10 protein-coding genes and 1 riboswitch are annotated in these 15,096 nt (G+C 71.4%); of the genes, 5 read left to right on the top strand and 5 right to left on the bottom strand.

Annotated elements, in window-relative coordinates; all coding sequences use genetic code 11:
* The first annotated feature begins 103 nt into the window (after positions 1-103).
* Positions 104-1,222, top strand: coding sequence for a hypothetical protein (locus ACFPCY_RS34150; protein WP_378262243.1), 1,119 nt, complete (start codon positions 104-106; stop codon positions 1,220-1,222).
* Positions 1,223-1,226: 4 nt separating this feature from the next.
* On the opposite strand, the gene ACFPCY_RS34145 is transcribed toward ACFPCY_RS34150, so the two are convergent.
* Both ACFPCY_RS34145 and ACFPCY_RS34140 read right to left on the bottom strand, forming a co-directional pair.
* Positions 1,227-3,566, bottom strand: coding sequence for a hypothetical protein (locus ACFPCY_RS34145; protein ID WP_378262241.1), 2,340 nt, complete (start codon positions 3,564-3,566; stop codon positions 1,227-1,229).
* Positions 3,567-3,766: 200 nt separating this feature from the next.
* Entirely contained in the window at positions 3,767-5,380 is a 1,614-nt protein-coding gene (locus ACFPCY_RS34140; RefSeq protein WP_378262239.1) for a hypothetical protein, read from the bottom strand.
* Between the two features lie 102 nt (positions 5,381-5,482).
* Between ACFPCY_RS34140 and purS the strand changes: the two genes are divergently transcribed.
* The 4 genes from purS (at position 5,483) to purL (ending at position 10,756) form a co-directional block, all read left to right on the top strand.
* A complete protein-coding gene (purS, locus tag ACFPCY_RS34135; RefSeq protein ID WP_378262237.1) occupies positions 5,483-5,725 on the top strand; it encodes a phosphoribosylformylglycinamidine synthase subunit PurS in 243 nt (80 codons plus the stop codon).
* Positions 5,726-6,182: 457 nt separating this feature from the next.
* Positions 6,183-6,665 (top strand): ATP-binding protein, encoded by a 483-nt coding sequence (locus ACFPCY_RS34130; RefSeq protein ID WP_378262235.1) that lies wholly within the window; start codon positions 6,183-6,185, stop codon positions 6,663-6,665.
* 117 nt (positions 6,666-6,782) lie between these two features.
* Entirely contained in the window at positions 6,783-7,463 is a 681-nt protein-coding gene (gene purQ, locus ACFPCY_RS34125) for a phosphoribosylformylglycinamidine synthase subunit PurQ (protein ID WP_378262233.1), read from the top strand.
* Between the two features lie 971 nt (positions 7,464-8,434).
* On the top strand, positions 8,435-10,756 hold the full coding sequence (gene purL / locus ACFPCY_RS34120) for a phosphoribosylformylglycinamidine synthase subunit PurL (protein WP_378262697.1): 2,322 nt from the start codon (positions 8,435-8,437) through the stop codon (positions 10,754-10,756).
* Between the two features lie 420 nt (positions 10,757-11,176).
* On the opposite strand, the gene ACFPCY_RS34115 is transcribed toward purL, so the two are convergent.
* From ACFPCY_RS34115 to ACFPCY_RS34105, 3 genes are all read right to left on the bottom strand, one after another.
* Positions 11,177-11,809, bottom strand: a complete 633-nt coding sequence (locus tag ACFPCY_RS34115; RefSeq protein WP_378262231.1) for a LysE family translocator — start codon at positions 11,807-11,809, stop codon at positions 11,177-11,179.
* A 385-nt stretch (positions 11,810-12,194) separates the two neighbouring features.
* Positions 12,195-13,046: a VldE C-terminal domain-containing protein gene (locus tag ACFPCY_RS34110; RefSeq protein ID WP_378262229.1), complete on the bottom strand. Its 852-nt coding sequence runs from the start codon at positions 13,044-13,046 to the stop codon at positions 12,195-12,197.
* Positions 13,047-13,253: 207 nt separating this feature from the next.
* Positions 13,254-13,410: riboswitch (cyclic di-AMP (ydaO/yuaA leader) on the bottom strand.
* A 310-nt stretch (positions 13,411-13,720) separates the two neighbouring features.
* Positions 13,721-14,896 (bottom strand): S8 family peptidase, encoded by a 1,176-nt coding sequence (locus tag ACFPCY_RS34105; protein ID WP_378262227.1) that lies wholly within the window; start codon positions 14,894-14,896, stop codon positions 13,721-13,723.
* Positions 14,897-15,096: the final 200 nt, after the last annotated feature.

Raw genomic sequence — 15,096 nt, 5'->3', positions numbered from 1 at the left:
CGATCCTGACTCCTGACACGTCCGCCGTCGCCGCAATCGCGCAAACTCGGCGCGCAGGCGCGGTGGGGCTGCGCGGGCGAGACCTCGATGCGACCATGACCCCGTGAGGTGCCTCCGGTCCATCGCCGCCACGACCGCCGCCGCGTCCCTCCTGGCCGCCTGCTCGACCGATCACCACCCGGCTCGTTTCGAGCCCACGCCCCGGCCCGGCAGGCCCGGAGAGGCCGTCGTCATCGCGGGCGAGTACCGGGTCAACCGTGATCCGAAGGACGGCGAGTTCGCGGTGCGGAGCAGCGCCTACAGTGACGGCGGTCTCGCCGTCACGGCGGCGGGGCGGCCCTATTTCGAGGTCGCCTTCGGAGAGCAGGGACGCATCGCCCGGATCGAGCGGGACGGTCGGCTGACCCTCCTCTCGCTGGGGGAGCTGCCGGACCAACTGGCGGCGGACACGGGCGCGCTATGGCTGTTGAGGTCTGTGGGAGGACTCAGCCTCGTGCGCGCGTCCCTCTCCGATCTGACACAGACCGTTTATGCGCGCTGGAGGAGCCAGGGCAAGCCTGACCTGATGAAGGTGACGAACCATGACGGCCGTCCTTTCGGCGCCGCCGAGCAGGCGGCACTCTCTCGTGATTGGCTGGGCTCGAAACTCGTCCTTCGAGGCGACGGAGTTCCGATTCTCGTGAATCAGAAAGGGGCGCTCTTCGAGGCCAGAGGGGGTGGCGAACTTCGCGCATGGAATTCTGGGGATTATGTGATGGCGCTTCGCGCGGTCACACCGACCGGTGGCGACTTCACCGTGACGGCCGCCGGTTCGGACGGCCGGGGCGGACTCGTGGTCGTGGGAAGGACCGGCCTCATCCGCGTTCCACGGGAAGCCCCCGCGTCAGCCGTTCCTTTTCCGGAATCGGCGCGCTCTCAACCGCCCTGGACCGCGGTGACGTCGATGCAGGACGGCTCTCTCCTTCTCCTGGGAGGAGTCGATGCGTCCCATCGGACGCCGAGGCCGGTGCTGGTTCGCAGTGACGGCTCACTGCTGCTGCTGAACTGGGGCGGGCCGAAATGGTGCGATCAGTTCGACGGTACGTCGGCCGCCGTGGCCTCGGCCGTCCCCGGGGGCGTCGGACGGCTGCCCAACGGTGACCTCGTCCTGAGCGACAAGAACTGCGGCCGGGTCTACGAGTTCAGGCCGCCGTCGAACATGGACGGCCGCCCGTACCGTTGACCGTTCATTCGGCGGGCTGTTCATGTTCGACGGCCTCTTCGGCCGTCCGGATGATCCGGGATCCGGTGAGCGGCAGGTGGTCGGGGCTGGAGGGGAACGAGAAGACGTGAGTCCGGCTCCACTGGATGATCGTCTGCTGCTCGTCGTCGGTGAGGGACGCCTTGCGGAGGAGGGAGTCGACCGTCGCGTCCCCGATGCGGCCGCCGTGGGCACGGGAGTAGCCGAGGGCGAGATCCAGGTAGATCTGGTCCGAATAAGCCGATCCCCTGGCCTTGATCTGTGCGATCTTCTTCTCGAAGTCGGAGTACTCCAGCTTCGACAGCATTTTGTCGGTGAGAGCGGTCATGGCATCTGAAGCGCCGGGGGTTTCGTCGAGCGGAATCTTTCCCAGGACGAGACTGCGGAGCGCGCCGAGCACTTCCTTCGCCGAATCGGCCTCCGCCTTCGTGAGGTTCTCGCTGTTCGTCCGCTCTTTGACATAAGCGGGGATCAGGTTGCCGTCGAGGAACCCGACCCGGTCGGCGGCGTCCTCGATCATGCCGGTACGCAGTCCCCAGGCGAACGCCTGCTGCCGGTAGGACTGTGCTGCGACGGCGAGCTTCGCCCACGTCCGGTCGTCGGCCGCGAGCGTCCGGAGGAACGACTGCACGTCCGAGCCGTTGACGTTGACGTAGGGACGGCCGGAGATCGGGTCCGTGGCGAGCATGCCCGTCCCACTGGTCGTCCGGTCCGCATAGGCGAGGACGGCGAGGTTGGCTCGGGTGGTGTTGAGGAGGCCTGTGCGGAGGCCGGGGCCCAGGCCGGCGGGGTAGTGGCGGTCGTGGGGGATCCAGGCGGGGAGGCCGGTGGTGTCCAGCCAGCCGGGGATGAGGGGGGCATTCTTGAGGAGGGCGGACAGTTTCTCTCGGCCGTTGTCGTTCCACCAGGCGACCGCGCGGATGAGGTCGGCGGTGTTGCGGGCGGCTTCCTCGTCGTGGCCCTTTTCGGGGGTCGTGCCCAGGCGGATCACGTCTCCGGCCGCGGTGCCGCCGTCGTGCCAGTCGGGGGTGACGAGCAGGGACGCGTAGGTGTCGCCGTAGCCGCGGTGCAGCCAGGTCAGCGGGTCGGCCTTCGCGGCGTCCTTGATCGTGAAGGTGGTCTCGAGCCTGGTGGCCAGCAGGGCGCGGGCGGCGGCGGTGTCGTTCTGGGACGCGATGCGGCCGAGGACGCTCAGGGCCGGGTCGTGGGTGGCCAGGGCGCGGTCGTCCGGTCCGTTCAGGCCCCAGGCCGTCCACCAGAGGGGTTTCGCACTGCCGACCGTCTGGTTCGGGTCGGGGATGTTGTCGGGGCGGGTGCGGGTCGGGACGTTGTAGGACGGGTGGTCCTGGCGCCAGCGCAGCGACACGCGGGCCATGTCCAGGAGGACGGCCGAGCTCCATTTCACGTTCGGTGCGCTGAGCCGGACGAGGAGGGCTTGGCCGGGCATGTCGGAACCGATGGGGCCGAGAGCTTGGTCCACCGGTTCGCGTTGCCGCCGGGAGAGCGCGCCGAGCGCCGTGCCGATGTCGCCCAGTACCGCCTTGTCCGCCGTGGTCAGCGGTGTGCCCTCGTGCCGCTCGTACAGGGCGTGGGCGAGCTTGCCGATCGATCCGGACGGGACGCGGCCGAAGAAGGCGGCCAGGTAGTCCGGGTCGTTCGCGTGTTCGCGCAGGCTCTGGCCGATGTCGGTGAGCAGCCCGGACGGCCCCGGACCGGTCGAGAGCGTCTCCCCGCCGAACGCGATCGCCTGCATTCGCCCGAGATCCGCCATTTCGCGGGGGCCGAAGCGGTCCGGGACCGGGACCATCGGGCCTTGCAGGAGCAGTGCCGGGTTCGCGCGGTTCTCGGCGAGGGCGTAGTGGATGCGGGTGCGCATGCGTTCGGCCTCGGACTTGCACCAGGCGGCCGTCCGGGCGCACTGGCCCACGTCCGGGTCGTGCGGGCAGCCGAGGGCGAACACGCGGCGGATGCGGGACGCGGCGGCGGGCAGGCCGTCGGACGTCCGGTTCAGCGCGGCTTCGAGGCGTCCCATGCCGGTGGGGGAGGCCGACGCCACGCCCGGTGGGCCGGACGCGGGCGCCACGCGGGGCATCGGCGGCGGAGCGGTCACCATCGGGATGTGGTTGTAGGCGGCGACCTGGTCCAGCAGCCGGGACATCATGCGGTCGAGCGACCGGACGTGCCCGGCGAGGTCGGTGGTGAAGGCCGCGGCCCCGCCGCCCAGCCAGACCTGCGGGCCCGTCGCACGGCAGATCTCGCCCATCCAGCCGCTGATCGCGCGGAGCTCGGACTGCAGGGCGGCTACGTCGATCTCGGTCGCGACCATCCGGTGCCGTACCCCTCTCCGCGCGTACGGTCACAGATAGCGCAGAGTGTCAGACGCGTCAACGGCGCCGGTCAGGGCCCGGCGAGCACATCGGCCGGTTGCGGGACGAGTCGCCCGCCCATACCGGATGGCATCCGGATGGCCTTCCTGACCGCGGAAGCCGCCGGAAGGGTTCGGCGCGTCCGGGGACGCGGCATGCCCTACTCGCGGGAGAGGGCTCGGGTGATGCCGGCGGCGGCGGTGAAGCCGAGGACGAGGCCGAGCATCGAGATGGTGTAGGCGATCCACTGGTCCAGGCCCTTGGGGGCGTACTGGCCGGTCAGGCCCACGTTCCCGATGGGGAGGATGAGGTCGATCGTGTACCAGAACGAGTTGAAGTGCGGGTTCTGGCCGGTGTCCAGGGGCTTCGGGTGGTTGAAGTGGAAGTAGACGGTGCCGAAGACGATCAGGGCGATCAGCCACGACGCGGCGCGGAAGGGGAGGTAGCCGTAGCCGACCAGGATCTCCTGCATCCAGCCGATCGCCTTGCGGGCCGGCCCCTGGGACGCGCGGCGGTCGCGGGACTTGGCGAGCAGGACGTTGCGTCCGTCGGTGTCGAGGCCGAGGGAGCGGTAGGCGGTGGCGAGGCGCTCGTAGGGCTGCGGGGCGTAGCCGTCGGTGTCGCGGTGGAGCCAGTTCAGGCGCTGGCGGGCGTCGAGGGCCGGGTCGAGGTTGTCGTACTGGAAGCCGTCGAGCTGGAGGCGTTCGGGCCAGGTGCGGGGGTCGTCGCGGAACAGGCTGATCTTGGCGTAGGAGAGGTCGACGGCGCCGCGGATGGGTTCGGCGGGGCGGAGGAGGACCTCCTCGGACTGGAGGCGCTGGAGGCTCAGGGCCGTCCCCTCGGCGACGGCCAGGCGGGCGCCGCGCAGGCTCAGCTGGCCGGTGATGCGGGCACCGGCGAAGGAGACCGTGCCGTCGGAGGAGAAGCCGTCGGAGCAGTAGACGTCCGTCTCGACGCCCAGGTCGTCGGCGTTGAGGGCCGTGCCGGTCGGGTGGGAGAGCTCGGCGCCGACGAAGGAGAGGTAGCCGCCGACGCGCGCGCCGCGCATCCGCAGCTCGCCTTGGGCCTGGAAGCCGCCGTCGCAGAACACGTTCGCCGCGACGTCCAGCCGGGACGCGTAGAGCGCGACGCCGCCGGGGTTGTGCAGGCGCGCCTCGCGGAAGATCAGCTGCCCGCCGACGCGGGCTCCCGGCAGCCGCACCTCGCCCTGCGCGGTGAAGCCGCGGTCGCAGTAGACGTTGGCGTCCACGAGCATCCGGTCGGCGAGCAGCGCGTCGCCCTGCGGGTTGGTCAGGTACACGCCGGACATGTTGAGGATGCCGCTGATGTGCGCCCCGTCCAGCCACAGCCCGCCGTGGACGCGGCTGCCCTCCAGCCACAGGTGGCCGTCGATCCGCGTCCCGGACGCGACCAGTCCCGGCAGGCGGCAGCGCATCAGGTGGACGCTGTTCATCTGCGCCCAGTACAGGTGCGGCGCCTCGTCGAACACGCAGCCGGTCAGCGCGAGCGGGACCGAGACCTGCGCGTGCCCGAGGTTGAGCGAACCGGTGATCCGCGCGCCGGACAGCCGGACTCCGGGGACCTGCCCGGGCGTCTGCTCGACCGCGCCGAGCAGCAGCGCCACCAGCACTTCGGCGCGGACGGTCCGGTCCGGTCCCCAGTGCGCGATCTGGTCGCTGACCGTGGGATCGCCGCCGGTCAGGTCCACCGCCTCGCCGCGCGGGAACGCCTCCCACAGCCTGCGCTCGGGCGGTGAAAGCTCCTCGAGGTTCATGGGCGCTCCGGGGGACGGTGGCGGGCCTTGCGACATGTGCCCTGCCATGGTGCCGTACGCTTCACTTTCGTAGGTAGGCGCAGATCAATGAGGGGGGCGGTCGTGGCGCGCGTCGTCGTCGACGTCATGCTCAAGCCGGAAATCCTGGACCCGCAGGGCCAGGCGATCGCCCGCAAGCTCCCGCAGCTGGGCTTCGAGGGCGTGCCGGCCGTCCGCCAGGGCAAGCGGTTCGAGCTGGAGCTGGACGGTCCGGCCGACGAGGCCGCGCTGGAGCGGGCTCGCAAGATCGCCGAGACCCTGCTGGCGAACCCGGTCATCGAGACCTTCGAGGTGCGCGCGCTCTGATCCGCGCCGATGGCCTCGCCGGAAGGGCCGTCCCGTGTGGAAATGTACGCGGACGCTCCGGCGGCGTCACCGGCCCGCGCGGTCTGACCCGCTCTGTCAAGCGCGCCTGACCCCATCCCGGTTCCGAGGGCGCCGGGACGTGGCGTGCGTTCGTCCGAGCGGGCGCGACGACCGTTCGCGTTGTCGGCCGGGTCGTTATTTGAGCGCATTGTCACCGGGCGTGGTCGGTGCGCGCCGAATGTGGCGCGTTCCACACGTTCCGCGGCTCCGGTCAGTCGATCAGACTTTTTCTTCGTCTCACACGCAGTTCACGTAAAGACCTGACACCCGCGCGATTACAGGGCATTTCGTCGGGGAAGCCTTAGATGAGTTGAGACGTTGCCAGCGAGCGCGCTCCGGGCCGGTTCCGCGCACGGCGTGACCCGGCCCGGGGGACGGACCGAGGTGCCCGGTGGACATGAAGTTCTCCCTCGCGTTGCCCCGCGAAGCCCTGAGCATCCCCGTCGTCAGACGCGTCGTCGGCGACGCGCTGCGCGGGCTCGGCGTGTCGGAGGACTGCGTGGCCGACATCCTCCTCGCCACCTCGGAGGCGTGCACCAACGTCGTCCAGCACGCCCGCAACTCCGCCGACTACGAGGTGGTCGGGCACGTCGACGACGGCGTCTGCCTGCTGCGGATCATGGACTGGGGGCACGGCCCCCGGCAGATGCCCGACTCGCCCGGCGACCCCCTGCCGGTGGACGCGTCGGGCGCGATCGACCCCGGCGCTTTGCGCGAGTCCGGGCGCGGACTTAGGATCATGCGGGCCCTGGTCGACGATCTGAGCATCGAGTCCGCTCCGGACCGGGGCACCGTCGTCCAGATGCACAAGCGGCTGACCTGGCGAGACGAGGCGCTGATCCGACGGCTGGAGCACCGCCTCGCGCGCAGCGCCGGGTAGATTGGGACACGCGCGGGGGGATTGTGACGCGCGCGGGAATGATCGGTGGCGAAGAGCCTTAGCCCAGGGCTGGAACCGCCCGTCCCGGCCGCCCTCATTTCGGAGGAATGACAAGAGATGGACGCTGCCCGGGTGGGGGTCATCACCTTCCCAGGTTCTCTCGACGACCGCGACGCGGCACGTGCCGTGCGGCTCGCGGGAGCCGAACCGGTCCCGCTGTGGCACGCCGAGCACGACCTTCAGGGGGTCGACGCGGTGGTGCTGCCCGGAGGGTTCTCCTACGGCGACTACCTGCGGGCGGGCGCCATCGCCCGGTTCGCGCCGATCATGTCCGAGCTGATCGCGGCCGCGCACGACGGCCTGCCGGTCCTCGGCATCTGCAACGGGTTCCAGGTCCTGTGCGAGTCGCACCTGCTGCCGGGCGCGCTGCTGCCCAACGCCGGGCTGCACTTCGTCTGCCGTGACCAGCGGCTCCGGATCGACAGCGCGAACACCGCCTGGACCGCCGAGTACCGGCCCGGCCAGGAGGTCGTGATCCCGATCAAGAACGCGGACGGACGGTACGTCGCCGACCCCGACACGATCGCCGAGCTGGAGACCTCCGGCCGCGTCGTGGCGCGCTACCTGGACGTGAACCCGAACGGCTCGCAGAACGACATCGCGGGCATCACCAACGAGGCCGGGAACGTGGTCGGCCTCATGCCGCACCCCGAACACGCCGTGGAGTCCCTGACCGGTCCGTCCGCCGACGGGCTCGGCTTCTTCACCTCGATCGTCAAGAGACTGGTCAACGCATGAGCGAGCAGCGCCCCGACAAGTCCGGCGAGAGCCACGAGGAGGCGACCCTCGAGTGGTTCGCCGACCTCAAGGACGACTCCGACGACCCGGAGCTGCAGCCCGTCGACCCCTCGGTGACGCAGGCGTTCGCCGCCGTCGTGGACGAGGCGGACGCCGCGCCCCCGACCGGCCCGATCCCCGGCGTCCCCGGCGCCCCGGACGAGGAGCAGGCGGAACGGGACGACGCGTCCGACGACACGCCGCTGCCCCCGCCCCCCACCACCCCGGACCCCGACCTCGTCCGCGCCATGCGGGACGAGGCCGCCGACGTGCCCGTCCCCGGCCTGGACGAACCGGCCCCCGGACAGCAGCAGCCCGCCGGCCCGTCGTCCACCGGCGGGCAGGCCGCGCCTGGCGTGCCGGGCGCGCCTGGCGGGTCTCCGCAGAACGCGCCGGCGCCGGGTTCGGGCCCGCAGGGTGTCATCTTCCCGGACCCGCAGGCCGCCGCCCTGTTCGCCGCCTCCGCGGGCGGGAGCGAGGGCGCGCCGGGCAGCGGCTCGCAGCCGACGTTCGGCACCGCCTTCGAGTCCGGCCCGCAGGCGCTCGGCCAGGACTTCGGCTCCGGCCCGCAGGGCACGACCAGCTCGAACCCCGGCCCGAACGCCGGCTCGAACACTGGCCCGCAGCCCGCCGCAGCGCCGCGCGCCTCGTCGCCGCTCGACGGCGGCTTCGACTCCGGCCCCGGCACCGTCCACCCGTCCAGCACCGGGCCGCAGCCCGCGGTCTCCAACACTGGGCCGCAGCCTGCCGTCGGGTCGAACACTGGGCCGCAGCCTGCCGTTGGTTCCAACACTGGGCCACAGCCCGCTGTTGGGACGAACACTGGGCCGCAGCCTGCCGTTGGTTCCAACACTGGGCCGCAGCCTGCCGTCGGGTCGAATACTGGGCCGCAGCCTGTCGTTTCGGACGATGCGACCGCCGCGCTCGTCGCCGTGTCGCAGTCCCAGCAGCTTCCGGCCCAGCCGGCCCAGCCCGCGCATGCCCCGCGGCCCGACCACGAGACCGACACGGTCGAGCTCGCGGCGCGGACGCCGGACAAGCCGCAGCCGTGGGCCGAGCTCGGCATGGCCGAGGACGAGTACCGGCGCGTCCGGGACATCCTCGGCCGCCGCCCGACCTCCGCCGAGCTGGCGATCTACTCGGTGATGTGGTCGGAGCACTGCTCCTACAAGTCGTCCAAGGTGCACCTGCGCCAGTTCGGCGAGAAGGCCCCGAAGACCGACGCGCTGCTCGTCGGCATGGGTGAGAACGCGGGCGTCGTGGACGTCGGCCAGGGCTGGGCGGTCACCTTCAAGGTCGAGTCGCACAACCACCCGTCCTACGTCGAGCCCTACCAGGGCGCGGCGACCGGCGTCGGCGGCATCGTCCGCGACATCATGTCGATGGGCGCGCGGCCCGTCGCCGTCATGGACGCGCTGCGGTTCGGCCCGGCCGACGCCCCCGACACCCACCGCGTCCTGCCCGGCGTGGTCGCGGGCGTCGGCGGCTACGGCAACTCGCTCGGCCTGCCGAACATCGGCGGCGAGACCGTCTTCGACGCCTGCTACGCCGCGAACCCGCTGGTCAACGCGCTGTGCGTGGGCGTGATGAAGCACGAGGACATCAAGCTCGCCGCGGCCCCCGGCCCCGGCAACCAGGTGATCCTGTTCGGCGCCATGACCGGCCCGGACGGCATCGGCGGCGCGTCCGTGCTCGCCTCGGCGAACTTCGACGACGCGTCCCAGGCCAAGCGGCCGTCGGTGCAGGTCGGCGACCCGTTCATGGAGAAGCTGCTGATCGAGTGCTGCCTGGAGCTGTTCCGGGCGGACCTGGTCGTCGGCATCCAGGACCTCGGCGCGGCGGGCGTGTCCTGCGCGACGACCGAGCTCGCCGCCGCCGGCACCGGCGGCATGGACGTGAACCTCGACGCCGTCCCGCTGCGCGACCAGACGCTGCGCCCCGAAGAGATCCTCATGTCGGAGTCGCAGGAGCGCATGATGGCGGTCGTCGAGCCCGCCAAGGTGGACGACTTCCTGGCGATCTGCGCCAAGTACGAGATCCCCGCGACCGTCATCGGCGTCGTCACCGACACCGGCCGCCTCACCATGACCTGGCGCGGCGAGAAGATCGTGGACATCCCGCCGGGCACCGCCGCCGACGAGGGCCCGGTGTACGAGCGGCCGATCGCGCCGCCCGCCGACCTCGCCGCGATCCAGTCCGACACGCCGGGCCGCCTGACCCGGCCGTCCAGCGGCGACGAGATCCGCCGGACGGTGCTGTGGCTCGCCGGGTCCCCGAACCTCGCGAGCAAGACGTGGGTGACCTCGCAGTACGACCGGTACGTGCTGGGCAACACCGTCCTCGCGATGCCGGAGGACGCGGGCGTCGTCCGCATCGACGACACGACCGGGCTCGGCATCGCGCTGTCGCTGGACGGCAACGGACGCTACACGCGGCTCGACCCGTACGCGGGCGCGCAGCTCGCGCTGTCGGAGGCGTACCGCAACGTCGCCGCGACGGGCGCCCGCCCGCTCGCGGTGACGAACTGCCTGAACTTCGGCTCCCCGGAGGACCCGGGTGTCATGTGGCAGTTCGCCCAGGCCGTCACGGGCCTCGCGGACGCCTGCCAGTACCTCGGCACCCCCGTCACAGGCGGGAACGTCTCGTTCTACAACCAGACCGGCGACCAGGCGATCAACCCGACGCCGGTGATCGGCGTCCTGGGCGTGCACGACGACGTCCGCCGCCGGGTGAACATGGCGTTCGTCACCGAGGGCGCGACGCTCGCGCTGCTCGGCGAGACGCGCGAGGAGTTCGGCGGCTCGGAATGGGCGCACGTCGTCTACGGCCACCTGGGCGGCCTGCCCCCCAAGGTGGACCTGGCCGCCGAGACGGCCCTCGCGTCCGTGCTGATCGCGGCCGCGCGCGACGGTCTGCTGTCCGCCGCGCACGACCTGTCGGACGGCGGCCTGTCCCAGGCGCTCGTCGAGTCCTGCCTGCGCGGCGGCCTCGGCGCGCAGATCACGCTCCAGGGCGACCCGTTCGTCCAGCTGTTCAGCGAGTCCGTGGCGCGCGCCGTGGTGGCGATCCGTCCGGGCGCCGAGGCCCGCGTCGCGGCGCTCTGCGAGCAGGCCGGCGTCCCGGTCACCCAGATCGGCGTCGCGGGCGGCGACGCGCTCACCGTCAACGGAGCCGACCAGCAGGAGGTCTTCTCGATCTCCCTGGCCGAACTCCGCGAAGCCCACGAGCGCACCCTCCCCAGCTACGCGTCCTGATTGGAGTTTCCGGCTCCGCGCCCTCGTTTGGCGGCTCGGGCGCGGACCGGAAGCTCGTGCGAGCGCGGCATCGCTTCGCGATCGACCGGGCGGGGACCCGCCTCCGGCGTCGTCCCCGCCCGGTCGGTCACGCGCTCCCGCCGGTTCCGGCCGTCGCCCTGAGACCGTGCCCCGCTGCGCACCAAGGAGCGCTCGTCGCGCTGATCCCTGACCCGATGCGCGCCAAGACGCGGTCGTCGCGCTAAAACGCTGACCCGTTGCGCACAAAAAGCGCTCGTCGCGCTGAGACCGTGACTCGCTGCTCGCGAGGAAGCGGTCGTCGCATTGGAACTGTGACGACGCCCGTCAGGAAGAAGCCCCAGGCCGATCGACCTGGAGCTTCTTCCTCATGGCAGGAGCCTCTTTCGCCGGCGGGCGGCTTTATTCGCCGAAGGCCAGTCGGATGCCGAAGGCGGCGATGACGCCGCCGGTGACGCGGTCCATGATCTTGCGGGCGGACGGCTTGGCGAGCCAGGAGCGCAGGGCGTGCGCGAAGGTGACGAGCACCGCGGACCAGGCGAGGCCGAACGCGACGTGGATGCTCGCCAGGGCCATGCCGAACGGGAGGTGCGGGACGTCCGCCGGGATGAACTGCGGCAGCAGAGCCATGTAGAGCGCGCCGACCTTGGGGTTGAGCAGGTTCGTGAACGCGCCGCGCCGCCAGCCGTCCCGGAGCCGGTCGGGCTCGGGTCCGACTTCGGCGAGGGCCTCGGCGGGGAGGCGCCGCAGGCTCGTCCACAGGATGCGGACGCCCATCCACACCAGGTAGGCCGCGCCGACCCAGCGGAGCGTCGTGTAGGCGACGTGCGAGGCGGTGAGAAGGGCCGTGACGCCGAGCGAGGCGAACGCGCCCCACACCAGCGTCCCCGTCTGGATGCCGAGGACGACGCCCCAGGCGCGGCGGCGCTGCCCGAGTGCGGCGGTGCGGAGGATGAGCGCAGTGTCGAGGCCGGGCGTGAGCGTCATCAATCCGGCGACCAGAGCGAATGACCACAGAGCAGTAGAAATTGCCACGGACGTCCAGCCTATCGACGCCGACCGAAACCCGCGCCTCCCGGGTCAAGCGGTGATCAGCGCAGAACCACCTGGTATCGACTGATCGCACCGGAATGCTTCGGACGCAGGTCAACGGGGTCCGGAATCTCTGGACGACCCTCGGCTCGTACTACGGAGGGGCCGCGTAGCGCGTGACGAGCGGCAAGGGGGTTGAGACGCCGTGGCCGAAGCTCAAGGGCAAGTACGTGGGCGCACGTGACCTCTTCACGATCCCCGGCAGTTCCTCGCTGTGAACGACCGGGCTCGCCTGCTGGGGCGGCTACCCGTCCACCAACGGCGTGATCCTCAAGTGCTCGCGCTGAACCACGTCGGGCGGCGGCCACGCCCGCCGCCCGACGACCGCCTAGAAGACCGAGATGTGGACGTGGTCGAAGTGGTTGGCCGTGATGCCGCCGCGGTCGCTCATGCCGCGCCAGCCGGGATTGCGCATGTCGTAGATCTGCTGGCGCCAGATGATGTACTTGATGCCCAGCTCGGAGGCGTGCGCGATGGCGTACTTGGCGACCGAGTAGCCGTTGGCGACGCGGTCGGCGGTCGGCATGACACCGCCGGACGACTCCATGAAGTCGCAGGCGGTGCCGGTGGCGTGGTCCTGGGCGTCCGCGCCGCCGCGGTAGCAGCCGATCGTCGGGAACGGCCCGAACTCGGTGTCGATGACCTGCTTCACCTTGAGCATGCGCGGGGTCACGTTGCCCATGCCGACGCTCGGCGACTCCGGCTTGTACTTCTTGACCAGCTTCTGGATCTGGGCCTTGCGGGACTTCAGGTCCGCGAGGCTCTTCTGCAGGGAGGCGATCTTCGCCTGCGCCTGCTGGCGCGCCTTCTCCTGGTCGGCGACGAGCTTGGCGATCTGCTGGACGCGCGCGGACTGGTTCTGCGCGACGTGGCTCGCCAGGCTCATCGTGTTCAGCAGCTCGGCGGGGTCGCCCGCCGCGACGACGGTGATGCCCGGGTCCTGGCCGCCGGTCATGTACTGGTTCGCGGCGAGACGGGCGACGAAAGTCCGCGAGGCGTCGAGCTGCCCGCGCAGCTCGTCGGCCTTCCGGATGGCCTGCTTGGCCGACCACTGGGCGTCCTTGAGCTGGGCCAGGTCGCCGCCGTACTCCTTGTCGAGCTGGGCGATCTGCTTGTTCAGCTTGTCCATGCGGTCGCTGTCGCCGGGAGCGGCGTCGGCCGGGACGGTGCCGGACAGCATCGGCGCCACGATCACGGCCGCCGCAGCGGCCAGCGCGACGCGCCGTCCACGCCTACGGGACGTTCGGGACCGTGCCGGGGAGACCGGGTGCTCCGGGGCGGCTGGGGAGTGTTGCGGGGGGACCGCCGGTGCGGCGGCGCGGGGCCGGGGGATGGCCAGGGTGAAGCGGCGCCTGCGGCGGGTGGAGGTCGGGCGCTCCACGTCCTCTCCTCTCCTCTGGTCGGCCTACCGGGTTAGCTGACGGGTTCGGGCGCGGGAGTCCGCCCTATCGCGGCGGCGCACGGCGTTCGCGAATTCACCCCGGCCGGACGGGAGGGCGTCCGGCGGATGGGTCCCCGGCTCCCGGACGGGGCCGTCCGGGACTCGGCACGCCCGGCCCGCCTGCCTCGTCGACTACGGGCAGTCACCGGCCGGACACCAACAAACTGCAAAGAACTGGGTGTTGCCTCGCCAAAGATTAAACCCCTGAGACTGCTGGGACGACCCCTCGTGACGAACGCACCACGACCGCGCGTCCGCTTGCGGGGCAGGGCCGTGGGCGGTCCGTGCCGCGCGTGTGCGGGCTTGCGGCCGGACCTCCGCGCGTGTGCGGCCGGAATGCCGGACGCGTGCAGAACGGCCCGGCCCCCGAGTGCGGGACCGGGCCGTCTTCACTTTGCGTGACCGACCGGTGTCTACAGGCCGGCCTTGTAGAGCAGGCGGTTGGGCGTGCCCGACTTCAGGTTCTTCAGGACGTTCTTGGTGGAGTTGTCCTTCAGCCACTTCTGGACGGCCGGGAAGTCCGCCTTCGGGTGGGACTGCAGGTAGAGCGCCGCGACGCCCGCCACGTACGGCGAGGCCATGGACGTGCCGCTCTCGACCTCGGTGCCGCCGCCCGGCCAGGTGGACGTGATGCCGTAGCCGGGGGCCAGGATGTCCACGCACTTGCCGTAGTTCGAGAAGTCCGCGCGGTTGTCGTGCGAGGTGGTCGCGCCGACGGCCTCGACCCAGGGCGCGCCCGACGGCGAGAACCGGCAGGCGTCCTTGTTGTCGTTGCCGGCCGCGACGGTCACGAAGACCCGCGACTTGGCCAGGTTCGCGACGGCGGTGTCGAGCGCCGCGGACTTGCCGCCGCCGATCGACAGGTTCGCCACGGACGGACGGGCGGCGTGCGTGCGCAGCCACTTCACGGCGGCGACGACGTCGGACACCGGGGCGCTGCCGTCCTGGTCGAGGACGCGGAGCGCGCGCAGCTGCACGCCCTTGGCCGCGCCGTACTTGGCGGAGCCGAGGATGCCCGCGACGTGCGTGCCGTGGCCGTTGTAGTCCCAGCCGTTGCCCTTGAAGCGCGGCGCGGTCCACACGACCTTGGCGCGCCCGCCGAACTGCTTGTGGTTCCAGGCGATGCCGCTGTCGATGATGTACGCGGTGACGCCCTTGCCGGTCGCCCTGTAGGAGTAGGACTTCGACAGCGGCAGTCGGCGCTGGTCGATGCGGTCCAGGCCCCACGGCAGCGGCGACTTCTGGGTGCCGGTCGCGTGCACGAGCTGGTCCTGCTCGATCGCGGCGACGCGCTTGTCCTTGCGCAGCTTGTCGAGCTGCTGCGGGTTGAGGCGCGCGACGAAGCCGTTGAGGACGTCACCGAAGTCCTGGGCGGACGTCGCGCCGACCTGGCCCGCGGCGGCCGTGGGCGACGTGCCCGCCTTGAGCGTGACGATGTACTGGCCCGCGATGGGCGTGCCCTCGGCGGCGGTCACCTGGACCGGCTCGGGCTTGGAATCGGCGGAGGCCAGCGCGGGAATCGCCGCGGCGGCGCCCACACAGGACGCGATCGCACCGGCCAGCAGCAGCCTTCGGGGGACGGCCCGCAAGAGAGCTCCTTCTGCCGCGGAGTCGGAGGTGCCGCGGCCAAGATCGAGGTCACCGACCCCGGAACCCTAGTGCACCTTCCACACCACAATCCCCATAACGGACATATCAATCGGGTGAACTCCACCCTCCGTTAAGCGATCTCGCCCGCCCGCCGCCCCACCCACACCCCACTCGTCCCCCGTCCCCCGTCACCCGTCCC

This window comes from Actinomadura gamaensis, assembly GCF_042652125.1.
GTDB lineage: Bacteria > Actinomycetota > Actinomycetes > Streptosporangiales > Streptosporangiaceae > Spirillospora > Spirillospora gamaensis.
The sequence above is the reverse complement of the archived record's forward strand: the minus strand, read 5'-3'. Positions and strand labels throughout refer to the sequence as shown.

Coding starts and splice junctions, on each gene's coding strand:
- ACFPCY_RS34145 (WP_378262241.1), bottom strand. CDS start 3,566: ATGGTCGCGACCGAGATCGACGTAGCCGCCCTGCAGTCCGAGCTCCGC.
- ACFPCY_RS34140 (WP_378262239.1), bottom strand. CDS start 5,380: ATGAACCTCGAGGAGCTTTCACCGCCCGAGCGCAGGCTGTGGGAGGCG.
- ACFPCY_RS34130 (WP_378262235.1), top strand. CDS start 6,183: ATGAAGTTCTCCCTCGCGTTGCCCCGCGAAGCCCTGAGCATCCCCGTC.
- purQ (WP_378262233.1), top strand. CDS start 6,783: ATGGACGCTGCCCGGGTGGGGGTCATCACCTTCCCAGGTTCTCTCGAC.
- ACFPCY_RS34110 (WP_378262229.1), bottom strand. CDS start 13,046: ATGCTGTCCGGCACCGTCCCGGCCGACGCCGCTCCCGGCGACAGCGAC.